Origin of the sequence: Massilia sp. IC2-278, from assembly GCF_020708045.1 — a bacterium.
Classification (GTDB): Bacteria; Pseudomonadota; Gammaproteobacteria; order Burkholderiales; family Burkholderiaceae_D; genus Telluria.
In genome coordinates this window covers 217,837-240,767 of sequence record NZ_JAJFES010000003.1, presented here as the reverse complement: position 1 = coordinate 240,767, position 22,931 = coordinate 217,837, and the positions used below count along the sequence as shown (strand labels likewise).

The following is a 22,931-nucleotide window of genomic DNA, read 5'->3' as shown; positions in this document are numbered from 1 at the left end:
CGACAGTCGATGTCTGACTGGCAATGAACGATGCCAGGATGACAGCACCCTGTCTAGACAAGCGAATAGCGGGCGCGGTAGGGGCGAAAGCCGAGCCGGCGCTTGAAGTCGCGCAGGCCGGGCAGGGCGCCGAGGTAGCTGTCGTACATGAACCAGGCCACCCGGCGCTCCTCGATCAGCTCGCAGATGATGTGCGCCAGCAGCAGGTACATGGCGCCGTCGCCGTTCTTGTAGCCCATCAATTGGTCGGTGGCCGAGAAATTGCCGAAGCGGGCCACGTTGCAGTACGCCGCCAGCCGGCCGCCGGCGTCGAATGCGCCGTAGCAGGCGCAATGCGGCTGCTCGGGATACGGGCGCATGTGCCGGTAGGCGCCGTCCATCGGGCGGCCCTGGCGCTGGTCGCAGGAGGTATGGATGGCGTGGATCTCGTCGAGGTGGGCGTTGCGGTCGATGCGGCGCAGCCGGTAACCGCGCGCCAGCGCCTTGCGGCTTTGCGGGCCGGCGTGGCCGTGCTGGCGCACGGTGTCGAGGTAGGAAGCGGCATTCCCGAAGCCGGCGATGTCGACCAGGGCGATCCCCATCGCCTTGTTGCGGAACACCTTGTAGCGCGGGTGGGGGCGGGTGAAGTTGGCGTAGGCCGCCAGGATCGCCGGCGGGTTCAGGTGGCGCTCGAAGCACAGCTGCGCCAGCGGCAGTCCGGCCAGCTCGACGGCCAGGCTCGCGTGTTCGATCAGCTTGACGACTGTTGCAGGGGTTTGCATGGGCGGCTCTCGACCATCGATGCAGGAAGGATGCTGTCGAGTCTAGCGCCGCCGGAGGCGCCCTGGATGGGCAAGCTCGGGTGCGCCATGTAAAACCGTGTAAATACGCGATGCCAGTGTCATTTCCAACACAGATTGGCCGCAAACGATCTTTACAGGTGAGTGCTCCATCGCCGTGGTGGCGACACCTAAAAAAACGGCGCAAGCGTTGCCGCCCGCGCCGTTCGCCGACACCCGTACCGCCACACACGGCCGGGTCAGAACGCGTTGATCAGAACGACATCGGCACGCGCACCATCAGGGTCACGTCCGGCGTATCGCGCGTCACGCCGGCGCCGACCGCCACGCTCAGGGTTTTCTTGTCGGTCAGGCGGTAGGAGTAGCCGACCAGCAGGGTGCCGAGCTGCATGCGCACCGAACCCGGCACGGCGCGGCCGTTCTGCTTGGTGCGGCCGACGGAGTTGTGGTCGTAGCCGAGGCTGAACGAGGCCTTGTCGTTGAGCGCCAGGCCCATGCCGAAGTTGAAGCCGAACACGCCGCCCGGCGCGACTTCGCCCAGCGGTTCCTTGACGCCGTTCAGCACGGTGCGCTCGATGTTGTCGCGCTTGAAGTTGTGCAGGTAGCTGAAGCTGCCGAAGAAGACCGCCGGGTCCGACGGGAACAGCCAGGTCAGGCTCGGCTGCAGCGAATAGAAGCCGGAGCCGGTCGGCAGTTCCAGCGGCAGGCCGCTGCCGGTGACGTTCTCGCCGATGCAGCGCGTGGCGCAATCGGTGACGACTTCGAACGGGTCCTTGCCGGTGCGCGACTTGAAGCGCAGGCCGCCGATGAAGAAGGGCTTGTCGACGCCGCCGTCGTTGAGCTGATAGCGCGCCGCCAGTTCGATGTCGCCCAGGTCCTTGCCGCTGGTCTGGAAGGCGCGCTCGACCGAGGTGCCGGTGAACACTTCGCGGCTGACGGTGGCGTCCGAACGGTAGACGTAGGGCAGCTTGGCCTCGACCTCGAAGCGGTTGGTCAGGCCGCGGCGCAGGGTGACGCTGGCGGTGGTGGTGTTGCGTTTCACTTCGCGCACGTCGATCAGGCCGATCAGCAGGGCCGGGATCACGGTGTAGCCGACCAGGGCCACGCGGCTGCTCGACGAGTAGCCGTACTGGACGGCCGGCTCGAACACGTACTTGCCGCGCGGGGTCAGCACGCCGGGCTGCTCGAAGATCGGCGCCACCTCGGCGCTGCGGGCCTGGGCGGCCGGTGCGCGGCCGACGGCGGCCGTGTTGACGCCGGCAGCCGGGGCGCTGGCCGGGCCGCCGACCGGGGCTGCCGGCGCGGCAGGCTGCGGGACCGCCGGCCGCTGGGCGGTCGGCTGCTGCGTGGTCGCCTGTTGATTCGTGGGCACGTTCTGCGGGTTCAGCGGTGCATTCTGCTGGGCGTTGCGTTGCTGCTGCTGTTGCTGGCGCTGCTGTGCCTGTTGCGCCTGCTGCTGTTGTTGCTGTTGCTGCTGTTGCAGCATTTGTTGTTGCTGGGGCTGCTGCTGCGGCGGCTGGGCCAGCTGGGCCTGGGCATTCTGCTGGGCGGCGGTCTGGTCGCCGCCGGTCCCGCGCAGCATGTCGAGTTCCGAGGCCGTGGCCGGCAGCCCGGCCGCGAGTGCGCCCGGCGCCAGGTCGATGACGGGTTCGGCAGGCTGGCCGGCCTGGCGCGCGCTGCGCACGCCGCGCTCGAGCTCGTCGATGCGCGCGCGCTGGGCGTCGAGCTGCTGGCGCATGGCCTTGAGTTGTTCGACCAGCAGGTCGACGGACTGCGCGCCGGCCTGCGCGGCGGGCTGGACGGGGGGCTGCAAAGCGGACTGCGCCAGTGCCGAAGAAGCGCCGAAGGCTGCGCTCACGACGAGCGCGCCGACACAAAGTGCCGGAAATTTGTGCATTACTTGCTCCATGTTTGAAACACCATCAGCGGGGTGCGATGGCTGTTGACAAAGCATTATTCAATCCTTCGGCAAAATTGAGCGCACGTAACATTCCAGCGGTGTTCGCCGTCGCGTTCAGCGTGGTCTGGGCATTGATGGTCTGGTCGTTCAGCGAGTTCTGGATGATGGTGCCGCCCAGCAGCGAAGCATAGGCGTCGCCGCGCACGGCGCTGACCGCGCCGTTCTGGATCAGGCGCAATTGGCCCAGCGCTTCGGTCGACACCAGGCCATTACCGCCGGCCAGTTTGCCGATGTCGCCCAGCTGGATTTCGCTGCGTTCGACGACGTTGCCGTTGATGCTGACCATGCGCTCGATGCCGAGCGTGACGAGCAGGCCGTCGGCCACCAGGAAGCCGCCGCGCGCATCTTCCAGGCGGCTGCTGTCGACTGCGTTCTCCGCGGTGAACAGGTCCATCGGATCGGCCAGCGCCGGCGCCGCTGCAGGCAGCAGCAGGAGAGACAGGACGAAGGGAAGCCGCATGGTGTTGTTCCTCAAAAATCGCCGGGACCGAATTTCGGCAGGCTGTAGGTGGTGTCGATGACGGGGCCGATGCCGTTGCCCAGCGGCGCGCGCGGCGCGACCCGCCAGTCGGCGGCCTGGTTGAACGCCGGCTTGTTGGGGCCCTGGTGGATCACGAACAGGATGCGGTTCGACCACATCTCCTCGAAGCGCTCGCGCGGGATGGTGCGCGTGCCGCGCGAGGGGTCGCCCAGCAGGATGCGGCCGTCCTCGGCGCCCTTGACCACGACGAAATGGTGGTAGCCCTTGTCGGAAATGAGCACGATGGCGGGCAGTTTTGCTTCGATCAGTTTGTCGAGCGGCAGCTGGAAGCCGTCGGCGGTGTAGCCGCGGCTTTTCAGGAAGCGCTGCATGTCGAGCAGCGAGAAGCCTTCGCGGCGGATCTTTTCCTGGTCGCCGCTCAGGAACATGTATTTGAAGGCGTCCTGCTCGGAGGTCGGGACGCCGTAGTGGTGGGTCAGCAGCGTGGCCAGCGCGGCCGAGCCGCAGCTGAAGTCGTACTGCTGGCGCAGGGTAGCCTGGAAGCGCAGGTCCTTCATGCTTTTTACCGGCATGCCGACGCGCATGCCGCTCGGCAGGGACATCTCGGCCGCGCCCGCGGCCGTCGAACCGAGCATCAGGCCCAGGGCCAGGCCGGAAAGGATGGTACGAGCATTCATTGGAACTGCAGGTTGATGACGGTGGCGTTCTGGATCAGGACGTTGGCACCGCTGTTCTGGATCACGACGGGAATGCCCGACATGTTGGCAAAGGAGCCGGCATCGATCGTGTTCGATCCGGTATTCACGTTGACGGCGTTGTTGTTGGCGACGTCGCCGTTGAGTTTGGTGTCGTTCAAGACGGTATCGGCCTTGCCGCGCTCGTGGTCGAGGCGTTCGAGGTCGACGGTGGCCACGGTTTCGCCGCCGATGGTCGGCGTTTCGCGCAGGTCGGCCGGCACGCTGGCCAGTGACTGCGACAGCTGCTCCAGGTCGGGCAGGCTTCCCAGGTCGCGGGCGTCGAGCAGGGCAGGTTCGGCGGCCAGCGCAGGAGCGGCCAGGGCGGCTGCCACAACAAAGGCGCAGGCACGGCGCATGCTGCCAATTGCAAAAATCGTTTTCATCGCTTCTCCTGATCCTTGAAAACTGCCGCGCCGGGGAGGGCGCGGCAGTCTGTCGCCAGGACACCGGGATGCTTTCCGGTGTCAGCTCATTTCCAGCTTACGGGCCGACGGCCAGGTTCGACTGGACGTTGACGCTTTGCTGGATCAGCGAGGAGAAGCCGTTGTTCTGGCTGATCACCATCACGCCTGCAGCCGACTGGCCGACGCTCGACATGGCGTTCGACATGTCGAAGCTGCCTGCGTTGACGGCCACGGTGCCGCCGTTGCCGGCCGTTGCCGAGCCGCCGTTGCCGCCGGTAGCGGTGCCTGCGGTGTTGGCGCCGCTTGCGCCGCCCATGCCGCCGGTGCCTGCACCGCCGGTGCCGCCTGCGCCGCCGTTACCGGCAGTTGCCGCGCCCGAGGTCGAGGTGCCGCCGGTAGCCGAACCGGTGGTGGCCGAGCCGCCGGCTTCGCCGGAACCCGCGGTGTTCGAGGCCAGGCCGGTGCTGCCGCCCGAGCCGCCCGCGCCGCCTGCTGCGCCGCTGCCTGCGGTCGAGCTGCCGCCCGAACCCGCGCCGCCCGCACCGCCGGCGCCGCTGGTGCCGGTGCCTGCTGCGCCGCCGGTGCTCGACAGGGCTGCGCCCGCGCCGCCGGTGCCGCCGGTGGCGGTGCCGCCAGCTGCGCCCGAGCCGCTCGAGGTCGAAGCGGTAGCGCCCGCACCTGCGGTGCCGCCGTTGCCGCCGGCCGCGCCCGCGCCGCCTGCGCCGCCCGTGCCGGTGCCGGCCGAAGCGGTGTTCGAGGCGCCGGTGTTGGTGCCGCCGGTGCCGGTCGACGAACCGCCGTCGGCCGAGCCGCTGGCGCCGCCGGTGCTGTCAGGGGTGCCCGAGCCCGAGCCGCTCGACGCCATGTTGCCGCCGTTCGAAGCGCCGGCACCCGAGGTGTCGCCGTTGGCCGATGCGTCGCCGATCATGACCGAGCCGCCGGCCGCGCCGCTGCCGCCCAGTGCGCCTTCGGCGCCGTTGCCGCCGTTGCCGCCCGTTGCCGCGCCGGCTTCGCCGCCTGCGCCGCCGGCGCCTGCCAGTGCGCTGCCCACGCCGCCGCCGTTGCCGCCGTTGCCGGTCGTGCCCGAGCCGCCTGCGCCGCCGGTGCCGGCGCCGCTGGCGCCAGCCGCGCCGCCGTTGCCGCCAGCGACGTTACCGTTGTTGCCGCCCGCGCCGCCGAAGCCGCCTGCGCCGCCAGCCGCACCCGAGCCGCTCGTTGCCGAGCCGGTGGTGCCGCCGTTGCCGCCTGCGCCGCCGGTGGCGCCGCCAGCCATCGCGTCGGCATTGCCGGCGCTGCCCGTGACGGCGTTGCCGCCGGTCGAGCCCGAAGCTGCCTGGCCGCCCGAGCCGGTGGCGCCGTTGCCGCCGTCGCCGCTGGCATTGCCGCCCCATGCACCGGCGCCTGCGCCGCCGCTGGCGTTGGCGCCGTTTGCGCTGCCTGCGTTGGTGGCGACGTTACCGATGTTCTGGATGTTGTTGCCCGAGACCGTGCCGCTCAGCGAGCTGGTGGCGGTGGCGCTCGAGGTGTTGAACGAGTTGTCGACGCTCGAGGTTGCCATGCCGCCGTTGTTGGCGGAAGCGGCGCCCAGGCCCGAGGCGGTCGACGAACCGCTGCTGCGGTTCTGGCCCGAGCTGTTGCGGGTCGAGGAGTCGTTGTTCGAGCCCGAGCTGTCGGCCGTGTTGGTGTTGGTCGACGAGTTGTTGCCCTGGTTCGAATTGTCGCGCGACGAGTTGTCGTTGCCCTGGTTCGAGTTGTCGGCGCTGTTGTTCGTGGTCTGGGTGTTCGACGCGGTCGAGTTGTCGTTGCCCTGGTTCGAACGGTCGGTCGTGGTCGAGGTGTTGGTGGTCTGGGTGTTCGACGCGGTCGAATTGTCGTTGCCCTGGTTCGAGTTGTCGGCCGTGTTGGTGGTCGTGTTGGTCGCGGTGTTGGTCGACGAGTTGTTACCCTGGTTCGAGCTGTCCGAGGTGCTGGTCGACGTGTTGGTCGTGGTGTTCGTCGCGGTGTTGGTCGACGAGTTGTTGCCCTGGTTCGAGCTGTCGGAAGTGTTGGTCGAGGTGTTCGTCGACGAGTTGTTGCCCTGGTTCGAGTTGTCGCGGCTCGAGCTATCGGTCCAGGTCGAGGTGCCGCCGTCGTTGGCGTTCAGTCCGCTACCGTCCTGCGAGACGTTGGTCGAGGAGTTGGTGGATGGGTCCGTCGTCTGGGCTTGAGCATTCAGGCCGAAAGCGAGCGACAGGGCGGTAACGAGCAAGGTCTTGTTCATGCTTAAATTCCCCTAGGGTGTGTGGTTGAGTTCCGACTGGCAGTCGTACCAGTACCCTCGCTTACGCAAGATCAATGCCAGCTGGGTTGTTATATGCTTAAGTTATTGAAATTCCAGCATAAGTCCACTAGGAAACGTCCATATTGCGTATAAGCATTGTTGTTAGGAATTTAATGCAGCATGGGTGTACCGGAAGTGGGACAGTTATGTATCTTTTTGTCGAGTTAGCAGTGGACACTCCTGCGACAGAGTGTTCACCCATGCTGCATAGAAACTGTGACAGTTCGCTCCGACGGCGACCCTTCATGCATTCCTACGCCGATGTTGGAGGCAGGCTGGCAAGCAGGCGGGATACGGCTGGGCACGCACTAGAGCGGTGCCGAAGGGGGAATGGGAAGGCGGGGGTAGGACCAAAAAACGAATGCCGGCAAGGGCCGGCATTCAGATAAGAAACAACGTTTCAGCGCCCGGGCGGGCGCTACGGACGGGTTCAGGGCCGCATATTGTGCTTGGCCAGCAGCCGGTACATCGTGGTCCGCGAGATGCCGAGGTCGCGCGCGGCGCGGCTCACGTTCTGGCCGCTGCGGTCGAGGCAGGCGCGGATCGCCAGGCGCTCCGAGCTGCAGCGCGCATCGTCGAGCACGGCTTCGATGGGCGGCGAAGGCATTGCCAGGTCGAGGTCGTCGGGTTCGATCCACTTGCCGTCAGCCATCACCATGGCGCGCCGCACGCGGTTGATCAGTTCGCGCACGTTGCCCGGCCAGTGATGGGCCGCGATCGCGCTCAGGGCGCGGCTGCTGAAGCCCTTCAGGCCAGGCGCCTTGTCGGCCGCATGCTGGTGGAAGAAGTGCTCGGCCAGTTCCACCAGGTCGTCGCGCCGTTCGCGCAGCGGCGGTACCGTGACCGGCAGCACCGAGAGTCGGTAATACAGGTCTTCGCGGAAGTCGCCACGCGCCACCGCCTGCTGCAGATTCACGTGCGAGGCCGAGATCACGCGCACGTCCACCGGGATGGCGCGCGTGGCGCCGAGCCGGATGATGGTTTTCTCCTGCAGGAAGCGCAGGAAATTGGCCTGCAAATCCTTCGGCAGGTCGCCGATCTCGTCCAGGAACAGGGTGCCGCCGTTGGCCGATTCGATCAGGCCGACCTTGTCGCGCGCCGCGCCGGTAAACGCGCCGCGCTCGTAGCCGAACAGTTCCGAGTGGATCAGGTTGGGCGCGATCGCCCCGCAATTGATCGGCACCAGCGGGCCGGTGCTGCGCAGCGACTGGCGGTGGATGGCCTGGGCCGTGAGTTCCTTGCCGCTGCCGCTTTCGCCCCAGATCAGCACCGGCGCCTCGACCTTGGCCACGCGCTCGACCTGGCCGCGCAGGCGCTGCATGGCGTCGCAGCTGCCGATCAGGCTCGATGCCGAACTCGCAGGGCGGGGGCGCGGGCGGCGCAGCTGGGCATGCCCGTGCACGTGGCCGAGCGTGTAGGCCAGGCGCTGCAGATCGACCGGGGCCGTATGGTAGTCGCACAGGTAGTCGGCCACCAGGTCGCGGCAGGCGGGCGCGGCCAGGGTTTCGGCGCGGAACACGCCGACCCACTGCACCGCGCTGTGCTGGCGCAGGAAACGGTCGATCTCCAGGTGCGGTTTCGATCCGATCACGTGCATCAGCAGGCCGACGAGATACGCTTCCTGGCGCAGTTCGGACCTGGCTTCGTCCAGGCTGCCGACGCTGCGGATGACCCAGTCGGGCATCGCTTCGCGCAGCATGGCGGCTGCATCAGGGCTGTCAGGGGCAATGCAAAGCAATCGTTTCGGCGTCATCCATTCTCCTGAAATCCGGTCCGCCGGCCCCGCGACGATGCGGGCGCCGACACATGCAATTTTGACATCGGCATGTTCCAGATCCAAGCATACCGCATTCACCTAGTTGTACTGGTGACAATTGAAATATGCGTGCTGCGTTAGCAACTCGACAATATAAGAGCTTGACCGGCGCCGTTTTCTATAGCAGTCCGAGCAGATCGGCGCGCGGATAGCCCCAGCGCGGCAGCGGCGACGGGCAGGGCAGGCCGGCCTGTGCCTGCTTCTCATAAGGCAGGGTCGAGAAGTTATGGCTGCCGTGCGGGCCGTAGCGCACGTCGGTGGCATGGCCGTCGGCCAGCGAAGGCGTGCGCGCGAAGCGCAGCCAGGCGTCGACGCGGCAGTCGGCGGCCCGCAGCGCCCGCAGGCGCGCGCGCGAGCCGCTTTCTTCCCAGGCCCAGGCCAGGCCGCCGGCCGTCTGGCCCCCGTCCCTGGCCACGTATTCGCCATGGATCTTGAACGGGCAGGCCGCCACCGGCGTGACGCCGGGCGCCAGGCTCAGCACGCCGCGCCGGACCCGGTAGCTGTCACCTTGGCCCGACACGCTCACCACCGTCCAGCACAGCGGATTGGCGGGAAACGCCGACAGGGCGGTGTCGAAGATGCGCACCGAGGGATCGCCGCGGCGCAGGCTGGCCGCCACCTGCTCGCGCGCCAGGCCGGCGCTGTAACCCTGCACCAGCACGAAGCCGAGCACGGTCGCCACGCCCGCCACCAGCGCCGTGCGCTCGCTGCGGCGCCGCGTCAGCACCAGGGCCAGCAGCCAGATGGCGGCCAGGCCGGCAAGCGAACCCCATTGCAGGAAGCCGGCCAGCGTGAACAGCAGCGGTACAACCAGCAGCAGCGCCAGGAAAGTCCGGCGCAGCCAGGGCCGCGCCACGTGCGCCGCCAGCGGCGTGCCCAGCGCCAACCAGAATACCGGCTCGACGATGAAGATCATGTCGCCATAGAACCAGCGCGGATCGAAGGGCGCGAAGGGGTGCACGCCATACACGTTCATCGCGTCCATGCCCAGGTGCAGCAGCAGGCCGAGCACGGTGGTCGCGGCCAAGCCGAGCCGCGCCGCCCCGTTCGTGCGCAGCAGATGGCGCGCCGCCGGCCACAGCAGCCAGATCGCGGCCAGCATCAGCAGCGCCTGGGGCAGGGCGTAGAGCAGCGTGTGCGTGTGGCCGCGGTGGTGCAGCAGGTAGCCCAGCGGTTCCGGCGCCAGCCCGGTCAAGACCAGGTCGAGGTCGGGGAAGTTGCTGGCCACTGCGGCGCTGACCAGCAGCAGGCGGCGCCGGGTGCTGGCGCGCTGCGGATCGGCATCAAAGGGCAGCAGGCGGTGAGTCAGTTCGCCGAGCGCGAGGCCGGCCAGGGAGTGGGTCAGATTGTCCATTAGGCAATATTAGCACCCTGTTCCGTTTGCGCAGAAGACGGCATGTGGCGCAGGGTAGAAGCAGTTGCGATCCGTACTGCAACGGTCCAGGCAAGGCTGAGGTATTGCAGGTAAATCTGCGCAAGGTCAATAAAGCAGAAGGTGCGAGAACTCGTCAGAGGCGATCCTGCTCTTAGTTGTTAAGTGTCGCCACACTTGCCTGCAGATGATGCGCTGCCGCACTGCGCAGAGAACACTCATCGGGGCGGCTTGCTGGAGGATATCGTGACTATTTCCGAGCTTTGCTCACGCATGATCAAGCGTGCCGGACTGGCTGTACATATCGTCACCTTGCCGGTAGCACGCCTTCACTTTTATCGACGTATTCACCCCGAACATATTGGACAAATTCACGCTGCATTCACAAAGCCCCACGCACGATTTAAATTTATCGGAAATAAAACGCTGGGAATCGCTTTGATTAACCTTGGTCGTTTTTTAGGGAGGAACTCGAATTATCTTGAAACCGTCAAGCGTGATGGTCATGCTGGCCCACAAAGCAAGAAAGCAGCGTCACGGGGATACCAGTTTCGGCGAATTGATCGCAATCAGCACGTCGACGAAATTCATGCGATACATACCTCATCTCTCGAACGTCAGGGACGTCCCATGGACGCACATTATCTTGTCAAGGAAGAATCATTCGACGATGACAGCCATTATGAATGTTACGGCACCTTTGATTCTGAAGGGCGGCTTGCGGCTTATTGCTGCATGGGTCGATATGGGAACTTTGCGGCAACCGACAAACTGATGGGATACAAGAATCAGGATGGTGCGATGTACTTGCTGTTGCTAAAAATTATTTGCCAGCTGATTGACGAACGCCGTCTGGAATATTTTATGTATGACACTTATCTGGGCGCTAAACCAGGGCTACAAGATTTCAAGCGGCGGCTGGGATTTCGCCCATATCGCGCGATATATACATTAACCTGAGGCATGAACAAGACGTCGTACACAATTCCCCAGTGTCAGCAGCGCAGTAGCGTACGCAAAGCAGTATCCGCTCATCGCAGAGGGTGCCGGGCAAGGCGAAGTAAGAGTCTTGCATCCTGGCTCGTAAGCATCATTGTTCTCGCAACATCGCAAGCCTCTTATTTTTGATGTAAGTCAAGGATTTCACTGCTGCACATCAATAGACTCCATTCATCAAGCTGAGCCGCACCCCGCGGCCGGCAGGCAGCAGGAGTTTCCACATGCTTCACCAGCACATCCCGGTCAGCGCGCTGCGCCGCGCGGCCATTCCCGTCGCCAGGACCGTCGACTTCGACCCCGAACTGATCGGGCGTCTCGGCAAGAACGGCCCGCGCTATACGTCCTACCCGACCGCCGACCGCTTCGGCGAAGGCTTCGCCTACCGCGACTATCTGCACGCCGTGGCCTCGGTGCGCACCCGCGGCGGCGCGCGCCCGCTCTCGCTCTACCTGCACATCCCGTTCTGCGACACGGTCTGCTACTACTGCGCCTGCAACAAGATCGTCACCAGGAACCGCGAAAAGGCCGCCACCTACCTTGGCTACCTGAAGCGCGAGATCGCGATGCAGGCCGCGCTCTTCGCCGGCATCAACGAAGTCGAGCAGCTGCACTTCGGCGGCGGCACGCCGACTTACCTGAGCGACGAGCAGATGGGCGAACTGATGGCCCACCTGCGCCGCAGCTTCCGCTTCGCGCCCGACGAGGTCGGCGAGTATTCGATCGAAGTCGACCCGCGCACGGTTTCGAAGGAGCGCGTGCACGGCCTGCGCCGCCAGGGCTTCAACCGCATCAGCCTGGGCGTGCAGGACTTCCATCCGGCGGTGCAGAAGGCCGTCAACCGCGTCCAGCCCGAAAGCGACACGCGCGCCATCATCGCCGCCGCGTGCGAGGCCGGCTTCCGTTCGATCAGCATCGATTTGATCTACGGCCTGCCGAAGCAGAACCTGGCGACCATGACCGCCACCATCGAAAAGGTGATCGCCGCCAGCCCGGACCGCATCTCGATCTACCACTATGCCCACCTGCCGCACGTGTTCAAGCCGCAGCGGCGCATCCTCGAAGCCGACATGCCGTCGTCCACCGAAAAGCTGGCCATGCTGGCCCTGTGCATCGAGCGCCTGACCGGGGCCGGCTACGTTTACATCGGCATGGACCACTTCGCGAAACCCGGCGACGACCTCGCCATCGCCCAGCGCCAGGGCCGCCTGCACCGCAACTTCCAGGGGTACTCGACCCATGCCGACACCGACCTGATTTCCTGCGGCGTGTCGGCCATCAGCGCGGTCGGCGCCACCTACAGCCAGAACGCCAAGACCCTCGAGGACTATTACGAGGCGCTCGACAACAACGAGCTACCGGTGGTGCGCGGCATCGCGCTCGGCATGGACGACCTGGTGCGCCGCACCGTCATCGGCAAGCTGATGTGCCAGTTCGAGCTGTCGATTTCCGCCATCGAGCTGGCCTTCCCGATCGCCTTCGGCCAGTATTTTGCAGACGAACTGGTGGCCCTGCGCCAGCTCGAATACGACGGCCTGGTGAGCATCGAGGGCGACTGGATCTCGGTGACGGCGCGCGGGCGCCTGCTGATCCGCAACGTCTGCATGGTGTTCGACCGCTACCTGGCCGCGCCGTCTGCGGTGCAGCCGGCCGTGCCACGCTACTCGCGGACCGTATAAGCGGATGAGCCTGAGCCTGTTCCCGGTGTTCGTGGTGGGGCTGCTCGGCAGCGTCCACTGCGGTGCCATGTGCGGCGGGATCGTCGGTGCATTGTCCTTGACGCCGACACGTACGCGCGCGGGCGCGGCGGTGATTGCGCTGCGCCCGGCCGTCGCCGACCGCGCCAGCCTGCACGTCGCCGCCTACAATGCCGGGCGCATCGCCAGCTACATGACGGCCGGCGCGCTGGCCGGCGGCGTGGGCCAAGGGGCTGCCGCGTTGACAGCTTTGCCGCAGCTGCAGGCCGGCGCCTACTGGCTGGCGAACGCGATGCTGGTCGCGCTCGGCCTGCACCTGATGAACGCCTGGAGCGGCATCGCCCACATCGAACGGGCGGGGCAGCTGGTGTGGCGCCGCGTGCGTCCGCAGTTGGCCCGCATCGGCCCGCCCGACACCCCTGGGCGCATGTTCGCGGCCGGCGCGCTGTGGGGCTGGCTACCCTGCGCCATGGTCTACAGCGTGCTGGTCACGGCGATGCTGAGCGGCTCGGTCGTCTCCGGCGCGCTGACCATGCTTGCCTTCGGCCTGGGCACGCTGCCGATGATGCTGGCGCTCGGCCTGCTTGGCGCCCGCCTGCGCGGCTGGCTGCGCCTGCCGGCGGTGCGCATCGGCTGCGGCGCGCTGGTGCTGGGCTTCGGCGTGACCGGCCTGCTGCGCGCGGCGGGCGGGTTGCCGCCCAGCTGGCTGCACCTCGTGTGCCTTGCACCATGAGGGACCGTGGCGAGGGCAGGGCAGTGGAAGACGATGCCGGCGCGGTGAGCCGATCCGCATCCCGCAACTGCGTCGATGACCCCGCCGCCGGCTGCTTCCACTGCGGCCTGCCGCTGCCTGAAAATAGCCCCTGGCGCGCCGCGGTCGGCGGCGTCGAACGCGCCATGTGCTGCCCGGGTTGCGCGGCGGCGGCGCAGACCATCGTCGATGCCGGCTGCGCCGACTACTACGACACCCGCAACGGCTACGGCGCCACCGTCGACGGCAACGCCGCGCCCGGGCTGGCGCTGTTCGATACCGCGGACAACACGGGCGAAGGCAGCTTTACGGTCGAGGGCATCCGCTGCGCCGCCTGCGTCTGGCTGATCGAACGCCGCGTGAACGCGCTGCCCGGCGTACAGGAAAGCCTGCTGAACGTCAGCACCGAGCGTCTGCAGGTGCGCTGGGACCCGGCCATCTGCAAGGTCAGCGACATCCTGCGCGCGCTGCGCACCATCGGCTATACCGCCTATCCCTACGACAGGGAGCGCCACGGCGAGCAGCTCGAGCGCGCGCGCCGCAAGCTGTTCCGCCAGCTGTTCGTGGCCGGGCTGGCGATGATGCAGGTGATGATGTACGCGGTGCCGGTCTACCTGGCGGACGACGGCACCATGGATGCCGATATGACGGCGCTGATGGGCTGGGCTTCCTTCGTGCTGACGCTGCCGGCCGTGCTGTATTCGGCGTTGCCTTTCTTCGACGGCGCATGGCGCGACCTGCGCCGCGGCCTGCCGGGCATGGACGTGCCGGTGGCGCTCGGCATCGGCGCCGCCTTCACCGGCAGCACCGTGGCCCTGGTGCAGGGACGGGGTGAGGTCTGGTTCGACTCGATCACGATGTTCATCTTCCTGCTGCTGGCCAGCCGCTACCTGGAACTCGGCGCCCGCCGCCGCGCCACCCGTGCGCTGGAGGCGCTGCAGGAAGGCATGCCGGCTGCAAGCCAGCGCATGCTGGGCTATCCGCTGGAGCGCGCCACCGAACTGGTGGCGGCGGCCAGCCTGCAGCCGGGCGACGTGGTGCTGGTAGCGCCCGGCGAGGCGGCGCCGGCCGACGGCACGATCGTCGAGGGCGAGACCGAGGCCGACCTGTCGCTGCTGACCGGCGAAAGCAGGGCGCGGCGCATGGGGCCGGGCGACCTGCTGCCCGGCGGCGCCGTCAACGTGGCCCAGGCCGTGCTGCTGCGGGTGCAGGCGGCGGCGCGCGACAGCACCCTGGCGCTGCTGGTGCGCCTGGTCGACAAGGCCGGCCAGGGCAAGCCGGCGCTGGCTTTGTGGGCCGACCGCGTCGCCGCCTGGTCGGTGGCGGCGCTGCTGGTGCTGACCGCGGCCGTGTTCCTGGCCTGGCAATTGATCGACCCGGGCCGCGCCTGGCCGGCGGCGATCGCGGTACTGGTCGTGACCTGCCCATGTGCGCTGTCGCTGGCCACGCCTACCGCGCTGGCCGCGGCCACCGACCGCCTGCTGCGGCGCGGTGTATTGGCCGTGCAGCCGCACGCACTGGAAACACTGGAGCGCGCCACCCACGTCGTGTTCGACAAGACCGGCACCCTGACCCTGGGCCGGCCCGTGGTGCGCGAGACCCGCAGCTTCGGCGCCTCGCGCGAGCGCGCGCCACAGGCGCTGGCAATTGCCGCCGCCCTCGAAGCCGGCAGCGCGCATCCGCTGGCAAAGGCGATCCGCGCCGCCGCGGCCGACACCGCCGACACCGCCGACACCGCCGAAGCCGAAGCCGAACCAGCCGAAGCGGCCGGCCAGGCACGGGACGTCGTGCACACGGTCGGGCAGGGAATCGAAGGCGAAGTCGACGGCGTACGCTACCGGCTCGGCAGCGCGGCGTTCGTGGCGGCGCTGGCCGGCCGCCGCATGCCGGCGGCGCCCGACGCGCAGGGCAGCGCGGTCTGGCTCGGCCGGCAGGGCGCCTGGCTGGCGCGCTTCGACATCGCCGACGGCCTGCGTCCCGAGGCGCTCGCGGTCGTGCGCCGGGTCGAGGCCGCCGGCAAGACCGTGGTCCTGCTCTCCGGCGACGAGTCGCGCGCGGCCCAGCAGGTGGCGGCGCAGCTGGGCATCCGCCTGGCGGCCGGCGACCAGCTGCCGCAGCAGAAGCTGGACTTCGTGCGCGAGCTGCAGGCGCAGGGCGCAACAGTCGCGATGGTCGGCGACGGCATCAACGACGCCGCCGTCCTGCGTGGCGCCGACGTGTCGTTCGCGATGGGCGGCGGCGCCGCGCTGGCCCAGCTGCACGCCGATTGCGTGCTGCTCGGCGACGGCCTGCTGCCCCTGGTCGAGGCCCTCGACACCGCGCGCCGCACGCTGCGCATCATCCGCCAGAACCTGGCCTGGGCCAGCATCTACAACCTGGCCGCGATTCCGCTGGCGGCAACCGGGCTGCTGAGTCCCTGGCTGGCCGGGGCTGGCATGGCGGCGAGTTCGGCGGTGGTGGTGCTGAACGCGCTCAGGTTGAGAAAGTAAGCTGAGGAAATAAAGGAAGACCATATGGAAGCGCTGTATCTCCTGATTCCCCTGAGCCTGGTGCTGGTGGCGCTGGCGCTCTGGATTTTCTTCGGCGCCGCCGACAGCGGCCAGTTCGATGACCTGGAAGGCCCGGCCCTGCGCCTGCTGCGCGACGACGACCGGCCCGCCGGCTAAGGCTCGGCATGACATACAGATTCATTCTTTCTCGACAATAAGTTTCCTCGCGGTTACTCTAAGTTTTTTGATAAGAAAACGAGACGCGATGAACAAGCTGAAACGCCGCCTGAGCACGGCAACCTTGTCCCTGGGCCTGTCGCTGGCTGCCGGCGCTGCTTGCACCGCCCAGGCGGCTGACTTCGCACCCTGCGACGATGCCGCCAGCAAGCCGGCGCTGGCCGGCAGCCTGTGCGCCGTCGAGCGCGTCGCCGCCGATCCTTCGGGCCTTTCCGGCGCACCAACAGGTGAGTTCCAGCTGTTCGTGCGCAAGTTCCCGGCCACGGGCCAGGCGCGCGGGCAGGTGTGGCTGGTCGCCGGCGGCCCCGGCGAATCGGGCGCCTCGTTCTACGGCCTGCTGCCGGTGCTGCGCAAGGCCTTTGCCGGCTTCGACCTGCTGGTCCCGGACCACCGCGGCACGGGATTCTCCACGCGCCTGTGCCCGGACGAAGAATCAGCGGCCTCGCCCGGCGGCGCCGCCCTGGCCGGGGCCGAGTGGGCCAGCTGCTTTCGGCGCCTGAACGAGAACCCGGCCTACGCGCGCCAGTTCTCGCAAACGAACGCGGCGCATGACCTGAAGCGCCTGATCGCCAGCCACCCGGGCAAGGGCCAGACCTGGGTCTATGGCGTGTCCTACGGCACCCAACTGGTACTGCGCACACTGGCGCTGGGCGCCGCGAACATCGACGGCGTGGTGCTCGATTCGCTGGTGCCATTGCAGGACGACGCCAGTTCGGACCTGAGCCGGCGCTCGCTCACCACCGACGCGGCCGGGCGCAAGCTGCTGGCGTGGTGCGATGGCTACGACTATTGCCATGCCCAGCTGGGCGAGCCGGCCGAGGCGGTGTACCGGCGGGTGCTGGCGCGCTTCGACGCCGACCCGGCGCTGCAGGCCGCGGTGCCCGGCAAGAACCTGAAGCGCTTCTTCGGCGCCAGCCTCGACGTGCCCGAGGCCGCCACGCGTATTCCCTACCTGCTCAAGGATCTGGAAGAGGGCAGGACCGAGGGCATCGCGGAGATGACGCGGGAAATCGAGCGCGAAGCCGCGGTGCTCGGCGCCTTTCCGCAGTCGCCGCCTTCGATTGCGCTCGTGTCCATTATCAGCGGCTCGGAAAACAATTTGCAGCCGGGCCGCGAGCGCGACGCCGTGGTCCGGGAAGAGCAGGGGCTGCTGTTTTCGAGTCCGCTGCCGGGACTGCTGGTCGAGCCCGGCCTGCCGCTGTACCCGCGCGACGCGATGTTCGCGGCACTGCCGCAGCGCCTGCCGCGCACCCTGGTGATCCAGGGCGAACGCGATGCGAAGACTCCCTACGACGCCGCGCTGCGGCACGTGGCCGCGCTGCGCGCAGGCGGTCCGGTCGAGGTCTTCACGATCGCGGACGGCGCCCACTTCGCGCTATGGACCGCCAGCCCCTGCGTGGAGCGGGGCATCGACGCCTTCGTTGGCAAGCGGCCGCTGCCGCCGCCGTGCCAGGCGGTGAAGGTGCGCTGGCAGCACTAAGGTTTACATCGTCGGGCCGCGGCCCGTGCCTTCTTCCTGCTCGATGCGTTCCTGGCACTGGATGCAGGTCTGCACCGTCGGCGTGGCCAGCAGGCGTTCTTCCGGGATGTCGCAGCCGCAGGACACGCACACGCCATAGCCGCCGGACTCCAGGCGGCCGATGGCGGCGTCGATCTCGTGCAGGATATTCGTTTCGTGCTCGGCGAAGTGCTCCTCGTCGTGGGCGATCATTTCGGCGGTGGGCGCGTCGTCGTTCTGCACCAGGTGGGCGCGCGGCGAGATCACCGGCGGCTCGTTGCCTTCGGGATCGGCGTCGGTGCGGGTGCGGACCGTGGCGAGGGCCTCCTCGCGGGCTTGCTGCAGGCGTTTGGCGATTTCTTCGTGGAGGGATTGCGAGATGGGCATGTGGCTTTTCCTTGTCGAGATGTTTGAATTGAGCTGGCGGCACCCGTACGGTGGGCACTCCGTGCCCACGCGGGTACGTGCCTTTCCGGTGGCCGGCGGCCGCGATGATTCGCTCCGCGGCGTTTCGACACAAGGTTACGCCAGCGTGGCGCTTTTCGGCGCGCTCTAGGATGCTGCGTTTGCAGAAGGAAAATAGCCAACGCAGATCAAGCTTCCGCGTGGGCACGGAGTGCCCACCGTACGGTCAACGCCTCGGGCCAGAAATCGTGAGCCGACTCTGCATTGCCACTTAATTCGTATCCCAAGTGAAACTTCCATTTTTGATTCACATCAAGGATTTTTAAAGTCCAGAAAACTACTCTCCCTGCTGTGATCGCAGTCAATCCACTCGGGAGAGTACCTTGGAAAGCAGTCTCAACTATAACTACAAGATCGTGCGCCAGTTTGCCATCGCCACGGTCGTGTGGGGCGTCATCGGCATGGCCGCCGGCGTCTTCATCGCGGCCCAGCTGGCCTGGCCCGCGCTCAACTTCGACATCGCCTGGCTGTCCTACGGCCGCCTGCGTCCGCTGCACACGAACGCGGTGATCTTCGCCTTCGGCATCTGCGGCCTGTTCGCCACTTCCTATTACGTGGTCCAGCGCACCTGCCAGGTCCGCCTCTTCTCCGACAAGCTGGCCAGCTTCACCTTCTGGGGCTGGCAAGCCGTGCTGGTGTCGGCCGCGATCACGCTGCCGATGGGTTTTACACGCGGGAAGGAATACGCCGAGCTGGAATGGCCGATCGCCATCCTGATCGCCATCGTCTGGGTCGCCTACGCCGTGGTCTTCTTCGGCACCATCGTCAAGCGCAAAGTCCAGCACATCTACGTGGCCAACTGGTTCTTCGGCGCCTACATCATCGCCGTGGCCGTGCTGCACATCGTGAACGGCGCGGTGGTTCCCGTGTCTGCCTTCAAGTCCTACTCGGTGTACGCCGGCGTGCAGGACGCCATGATCCAGTGGTGGTACGGCCATAACGCGGTCGGCTTCATCCTCACCGCCGGCTACCTCGGCATGGTGTATTACTTCATCCCGAAGCAGGCCGAACGCCCGGTCTACTCCTACCGCCTGTCGATCGTCCACTTCTGGGCCCTGATCTTCACCTACATGTGGGCCGGCCCGCACCACCTGCACTACACCGCGCTGCCCGACTGGACCCAGTCGCTGGGCATGGTGTTTTCCCTGATCCTGCTGGCGCCATCCTGGGGCGGCATGATCAACGGCGTGATGACCCTGTCGGGCGCCTGGCACAAGCTGCGTTCCGATCCGATCCTGAAGTTCCTGATCGTCTCGCTCTCGTTCTATGGCATGGCCACCTTCGAGGGACCGATGATGTCGATCAAGACCATCAACTCGCTGTCGCACTACACCGACTGGACCGTCGCCCACGTGCACGCCGGCGCCCTGGGCTGGGTCGGTTTCATCACCATGGGCTCGATCTATTACCTGATTCCGCGCCTGGCCAGCAAAAAGGAGATGTACAGCGTCCAACTGGTTGAAGCGCACTTCTGGGTCGCCACCATCGGCATCGTGCTGTACATCGCCGCGATGTGGATCGCCGGCGTGATGCAGGGCCTGATGTGGCGCGCCGTGAACCCGGACGGTACGCTGACCTACACCTTTGCCGAAAGCGTAAAGGCGACCTATCCCTACTATGCGGTGCGCTTCCTGGGCGGCTTCCTCTACCTTTCGGGCATGCTGATGATGGCCTTTAACACCTGGAAGACCCTGGCCGGCACCGTGAACGTGGATGCGCCGATCCCTCAGCCGAACAAGCCGCATGCCGCGCATGACGAAGCCTGCGCCGTCGAATCGCACGTGCCCTCGCACGTCTGAACCGGAGTCGGAACAATGAAAAAATTTACCCATGAATGGATCGAAAAAAATCCCTGGCTGCTGATCGGCCTGGTGATCCTGGTGATTTCCTTTGGCGGCCTGGTCGAGATCGTGCCGCTGTTCTTCCAGAAGTCGACCACCGAGCCGGTGGCGGGCCTGAAGCCGTATTCTCCGCTGCGCCTGGCCGGCCGCGACATCTACATCCGCGAGGGCTGCTACAACTGCCACTCGCAGATGATCCGGCCCTTCCGCGCCGAGACCGAGCGCTATGGCCACTATTCGGTGGCCGGCGAATTCGTCTACGACCACCCCTTCCAGTGGGGCAGCAAGCGCACCGGCCCGGACCTGGCGCGCGTCGGCGGCCGCTACAGCGACGAATGGCACCGCACCCACCTCGACAACCCGCGCGACGTGGTTCCGGAATCGAACATGCCCGGCTATCCGTGGCTGGCGAAAACCAAGCTGGTGCCCGCCGAGATCGTGCCGAAGATGCACGCCATGCGCACCCTCGCCGTGCCCTACACCGACGACGACATCAAGGGTGCGCCGGCCGAACTGGCGAACAAGACCGAACAGGACGCCCTGATCGCCTACCTGCAAGGCCTGGGCACGCAAATCAAGACTAGGAACTGAGGAACCGACATGGAACTCGCACACATCTTTGACAGCGCAAGCAGCGTGATGACGGTGGTTTCGTTCGCCACCTTCATGGGCATCCTGCTCTGGACCTTCCTGCTGCACCGCAGCCGCGACTTCGACGAGGCGGCCGCGCTGCCCTTCCTGGACGAGGAGAAGGACCATGTCTGACTTCACCAGCGGCTTCTGGAACTGGTACGTCGCGCTGATCACCATCGCCTCGATCGCCGGCTGCGCGATTTTGCTATGGTCGCAGTCGCGCTACAAGGTCAGGCTCGATGCCGACGGCCAGCCCGCCAAGACCACCGGCCACGTCTGGGACGAGGACCTCACCGAACTGAATACGCCGATGCCGCGCTGGTGGATGGGCCTGTTCTATCTCACCATCGTGTTCGGCATCGTCTACCTGGTGCTGTTCCCGGGCCTGGGCAGCTATGGCGGCAAGCTTGGATGGAATTCGACCGGCGCCTACCAGGCCGAGCTGAAACAGGCGGACACCGACTTCGGTCCGCTGTTCGCGCGCTATGCCAGCCAGGACATCAAGGCCGTGGCGGCCGACCCGCAGGCCCATGCCATCGGCGAGCGCATGTTCCTGAACTACTGCGCCCAATGCCATGGGTCGGACGCGCGCGGCAACAAGGGCTATCCGAACCTGACGGACGCCGACTGGCTGCACGGCGGCGAACCCGAGACCATCAAACTGACCATCATGGCCGGCCGCATCGGCCAGATGCCGGCGATGGGCGCGGCGCTCGGCTCGGACAAGGACATCGAAGGCGTGGCCCATTACGTGCGCAACTTGTCCGGCCTGACCGCAGACCCGGTGAAGGTCGCCTTCGGCAAGGCCAAGTTCGGCGCCTGTGCGGCTTGCCATGGGCTTGAAGGCAAGGGCAATCCGATGCTGGGCGCGCCGAACCTGGCGGATAAAACCTGGCTGTACGGCGGCAGCGCCGACACCATCATGGAAACCATCCGCAAGGGCCGCACCAACACCATGCCGGCCTTCGGCGACTTCCTCGGCGAAGCCAAGGTGCACGTGCTGGCGGCCTATGTGTGGAGCCTGTCGAACCCGCAGCCTGCCAAGCCCATCGACGATAAGGTGGCGGCAAAATGAACCTGCCGAAGGAGGCGGTGGTCAAGATGTACGCCGCGCGCGAGGAGATCTACCCGCGCGAAATCAAGGGCCGTTATGCGACCCTGCGCTGGGCCGGCGTCTGGCTGACGCAAATCGTGTTCTACGGGCTGCCCTGGCTGCAGTGGAACGGGCGCCAGGCGGTGCTGTTTGACCTTGGCGCGCGCAAGTTCCACCTGTTCGGCCTGGTGCTGTGGCCGCAGGACTTCATCTACCTGGCGGGCCTCCTGATCATCTGCGCCTACGGGCTGTTCCTGGTCACCGCGGTGGCGGGCCGGGTATGGTGCGGCTTCGCCTGTCCGCAGACGGTGTACACGGAACTCTTCCTCTGGATCGAAAGGAAAACCGAAGGTGCGCGCAGTGCCCGCATCCGGCTCGACCGCCAGCCCTGGACGTTAGAGAAGATCTGGAAGAAGGGCGCCAAGCACGCGGCCTGGCTGGCTGTCGCCCTGTGGACCGGCTTTACTTTCGTCGGTTACTTCACGCCGGTGCACACGCTGGTGCATGAAGTGGCCACCTTCAGTCTGGGCGCCTGGGAAGGCTTCTGGGTGCTGTTCTACGGCTTCGCCACCTACGGCAACGCCGGCTGGATGCGCGAGCAGGTGTGCAAGTACATGTGCCCGTATGCGCGCTTCCAGAGTTCGATGTTCGACCGCGACACCCTGGTCGTCACCTACGATCGCAAGCGCGGCGAACCGCGCCGGCCCGGCGCCCGTACTGCCGGCGACAAACTGGGAGACTGCATCGACTGCACCATGTGCGTGCAGGTCTGCCCGACCGGGATCGACATCCGCCAGGGCCTGCAATACGAATGCATCGGCTGCGCCGCCTGCGTGGATGCATGCAACGGCGTGATGGACAAGGTAAGCAAGCCGCGCGGGCTGATCCGCTATGCCACCGAGAACGCGCTGGCGCGGGGCTGGGGCACGGAGGAGGTGAAGCGGCGCCTGCTGCGTCCGAAAGTGCTGGGCTACACGGCGGTGCTGGGCCTGCTGATCCTGGCCATGACCACTTCGCTCGCCTTGCGCACGCCGCTCAAGGTGGACGTGATCCGCGACCGCGGCTCGATGGGGCGCGAAGTCGAGGATGGGCAGATCGAGAACGTGTACCGCTTGCAGCTGATGAACACGAGCGAAGGCGCGCGCATATATCGCCTGTCCGTGGACGGCATGCCCGGCGCGCGCATTGTCAACCGTGATGTGGTGGCGCTCGATGGCGCCAGCGCGCGTGCAGTGCCGGTACGGGTGCGCGCCGAGGCGGGCGCGGGCGGTTCGCACCGGATCGCGTTCACCGTCACGGCGCTGGACGACCCGTCGGTGTCGGTGCGCGAAGAAGCGGCCTTTATCGTGCCGCGTTGAAGGA

20 protein-coding genes are annotated in these 22,931 nt (G+C 66.8%); 11 read left to right on the top strand and 9 right to left on the bottom strand.

The genetic code is table 11. The features are described 5' to 3' along the window. Positions 1 to 53: 53 nt before the first annotated feature. The 8 genes from LK540_RS08800 to LK540_RS08765 all read right to left on the bottom strand — a co-directional run bounded on the left by LK540_RS08800 (position 54) and on the right by LK540_RS08765 (position 9,851). On the bottom strand, positions 54 to 761 hold the full coding sequence (locus LK540_RS08800) for a hypothetical protein (protein WP_229436817.1): 708 nt from the start codon (positions 759 to 761) through the stop codon (positions 54 to 56). 271 nt (positions 762 to 1,032) lie between these two features. Next, positions 1,033 to 2,676, bottom strand: a complete 1,644-nt coding sequence (locus LK540_RS08795; RefSeq protein WP_229436816.1) for an acetate kinase — start codon at positions 2,674 to 2,676, stop codon at positions 1,033 to 1,035. 25 nt (positions 2,677 to 2,701) lie between these two features. Next, positions 2,702 to 3,199, bottom strand: a complete 498-nt coding sequence (locus LK540_RS08790; RefSeq protein ID WP_229436815.1) for a hypothetical protein — start codon at positions 3,197 to 3,199, stop codon at positions 2,702 to 2,704. Positions 3,200 to 3,210: 11 nt separating this feature from the next. Then, positions 3,211 to 3,897 carry a C39 family peptidase gene (locus LK540_RS08785; protein WP_229436814.1) on the bottom strand — a complete coding sequence of 229 codons (687 nt, stop codon included), beginning with the start codon at positions 3,895 to 3,897 and terminating at the stop codon, positions 3,211 to 3,213. Then, positions 3,894 to 4,340, bottom strand: a complete 447-nt coding sequence (locus tag LK540_RS08780) for a hypothetical protein (RefSeq protein WP_229436813.1) — start codon at positions 4,338 to 4,340, stop codon at positions 3,894 to 3,896. Before LK540_RS08780 ends, LK540_RS08785 begins: the two co-directional genes overlap by 4 nt. A 97-nt stretch (positions 4,341 to 4,437) precedes the next feature. Continuing rightward, complete coding sequence (locus LK540_RS08775; RefSeq protein WP_229436812.1) at positions 4,438 to 6,621, bottom strand: hypothetical protein; 2,184 nt, start codon at positions 6,619 to 6,621, stop codon at positions 4,438 to 4,440. Positions 6,622 to 7,111: 490 nt separating this feature from the next. Continuing rightward, positions 7,112 to 8,434, bottom strand: coding sequence for a sigma-54 dependent transcriptional regulator (locus LK540_RS08770; RefSeq protein WP_267498728.1), 1,323 nt, complete (start codon positions 8,432 to 8,434; stop codon positions 7,112 to 7,114). A 181-nt stretch (positions 8,435 to 8,615) separates the two neighbouring features. Then, entirely contained in the window at positions 8,616 to 9,851 is a 1,236-nt protein-coding gene (locus LK540_RS08765) for a metal-dependent hydrolase (RefSeq protein WP_229436810.1), read from the bottom strand. 264 nt (positions 9,852 to 10,115) lie between these two features. On the opposite strand from LK540_RS08765, the gene LK540_RS08760 reads away from it, so the two are divergent. The 6 genes from LK540_RS08760 to LK540_RS08735 all read left to right on the top strand — a co-directional run bounded on the left by LK540_RS08760 (position 10,116) and on the right by LK540_RS08735 (position 17,519). Then, positions 10,116 to 10,829: a hypothetical protein gene (locus LK540_RS08760; protein WP_229436809.1), complete on the top strand. Its 714-nt coding sequence runs from the start codon at positions 10,116 to 10,118 to the stop codon at positions 10,827 to 10,829. Between the two features lie 260 nt (positions 10,830 to 11,089). Next, positions 11,090 to 12,544, top strand: a complete 1,455-nt coding sequence (hemN, locus tag LK540_RS08755; protein WP_229436808.1) for an oxygen-independent coproporphyrinogen III oxidase — start codon at positions 11,090 to 11,092, stop codon at positions 12,542 to 12,544. A gap of 4 nt (positions 12,545 to 12,548) precedes the next feature. After that, positions 12,549 to 13,295 carry a sulfite exporter TauE/SafE family protein gene (locus tag LK540_RS08750; protein ID WP_229436807.1) on the top strand — a complete coding sequence of 249 codons (747 nt, stop codon included), beginning with the start codon at positions 12,549 to 12,551 and terminating at the stop codon, positions 13,293 to 13,295. Beyond that, positions 13,292 to 15,802, top strand: a complete 2,511-nt coding sequence (locus tag LK540_RS08745; protein WP_229436806.1) for a heavy metal translocating P-type ATPase — start codon at positions 13,292 to 13,294, stop codon at positions 15,800 to 15,802. The genes LK540_RS08750 and LK540_RS08745 overlap by 4 nt, the downstream gene beginning before the upstream one ends. Positions 15,803 to 15,826: 24 nt before the next feature. Continuing rightward, positions 15,827 to 15,979, top strand: a complete 153-nt coding sequence (ccoS, locus tag LK540_RS08740; RefSeq protein ID WP_229436804.1) for a cbb3-type cytochrome oxidase assembly protein CcoS — start codon at positions 15,827 to 15,829, stop codon at positions 15,977 to 15,979. Positions 15,980 to 16,067: 88 nt separating this feature from the next. Then, positions 16,068 to 17,519, top strand: coding sequence for an alpha/beta fold hydrolase (locus LK540_RS08735; protein ID WP_229436803.1), 1,452 nt, complete (start codon positions 16,068 to 16,070; stop codon positions 17,517 to 17,519). A gap of 3 nt (positions 17,520 to 17,522) precedes the next feature. Here LK540_RS08735 and LK540_RS08730 read toward each other — a convergent pair whose 3' ends face one another. Next, a complete protein-coding gene (locus LK540_RS08730) occupies positions 17,523 to 17,924 on the bottom strand; it encodes a TraR/DksA C4-type zinc finger protein (RefSeq protein ID WP_229436802.1) in 402 nt (133 codons plus the stop codon). A gap of 401 nt (positions 17,925 to 18,325) precedes the next feature. Between LK540_RS08730 and ccoN the strand changes: the two genes are divergently transcribed. Genes ccoN through ccoG form a run of 5 tightly spaced genes read left to right on the top strand, consistent with a single transcriptional unit; the run spans position 18,326 to position 22,927 of the window. Beyond that, positions 18,326 to 19,801, top strand: a complete 1,476-nt coding sequence (gene ccoN / locus LK540_RS08725; protein ID WP_229436801.1) for a cytochrome-c oxidase, cbb3-type subunit I — start codon at positions 18,326 to 18,328, stop codon at positions 19,799 to 19,801. Positions 19,802 to 19,816: 15 nt separating this feature from the next. Then, complete coding sequence (gene ccoO / locus LK540_RS08720) at positions 19,817 to 20,434, top strand: cytochrome-c oxidase, cbb3-type subunit II (protein WP_229436800.1); 618 nt, start codon at positions 19,817 to 19,819, stop codon at positions 20,432 to 20,434. Positions 20,435 to 20,443: 9 nt separating this feature from the next. Further along, complete coding sequence (locus LK540_RS08715) at positions 20,444 to 20,608, top strand: CcoQ/FixQ family Cbb3-type cytochrome c oxidase assembly chaperone (RefSeq protein WP_229436799.1); 165 nt, start codon at positions 20,444 to 20,446, stop codon at positions 20,606 to 20,608. Further along, positions 20,601 to 21,551, top strand: coding sequence for a cytochrome-c oxidase, cbb3-type subunit III (ccoP, locus tag LK540_RS08710; protein ID WP_229436798.1), 951 nt, complete (start codon positions 20,601 to 20,603; stop codon positions 21,549 to 21,551). The genes LK540_RS08715 and ccoP overlap by 8 nt, the downstream gene beginning before the upstream one ends. Beyond that, positions 21,548 to 22,927: a cytochrome c oxidase accessory protein CcoG gene (ccoG, locus tag LK540_RS08705; protein ID WP_229436797.1), complete on the top strand. Its 1,380-nt coding sequence runs from the start codon at positions 21,548 to 21,550 to the stop codon at positions 22,925 to 22,927. The genes ccoP and ccoG overlap by 4 nt, the downstream gene beginning before the upstream one ends. Positions 22,928 to 22,931: the final 4 nt, after the last annotated feature.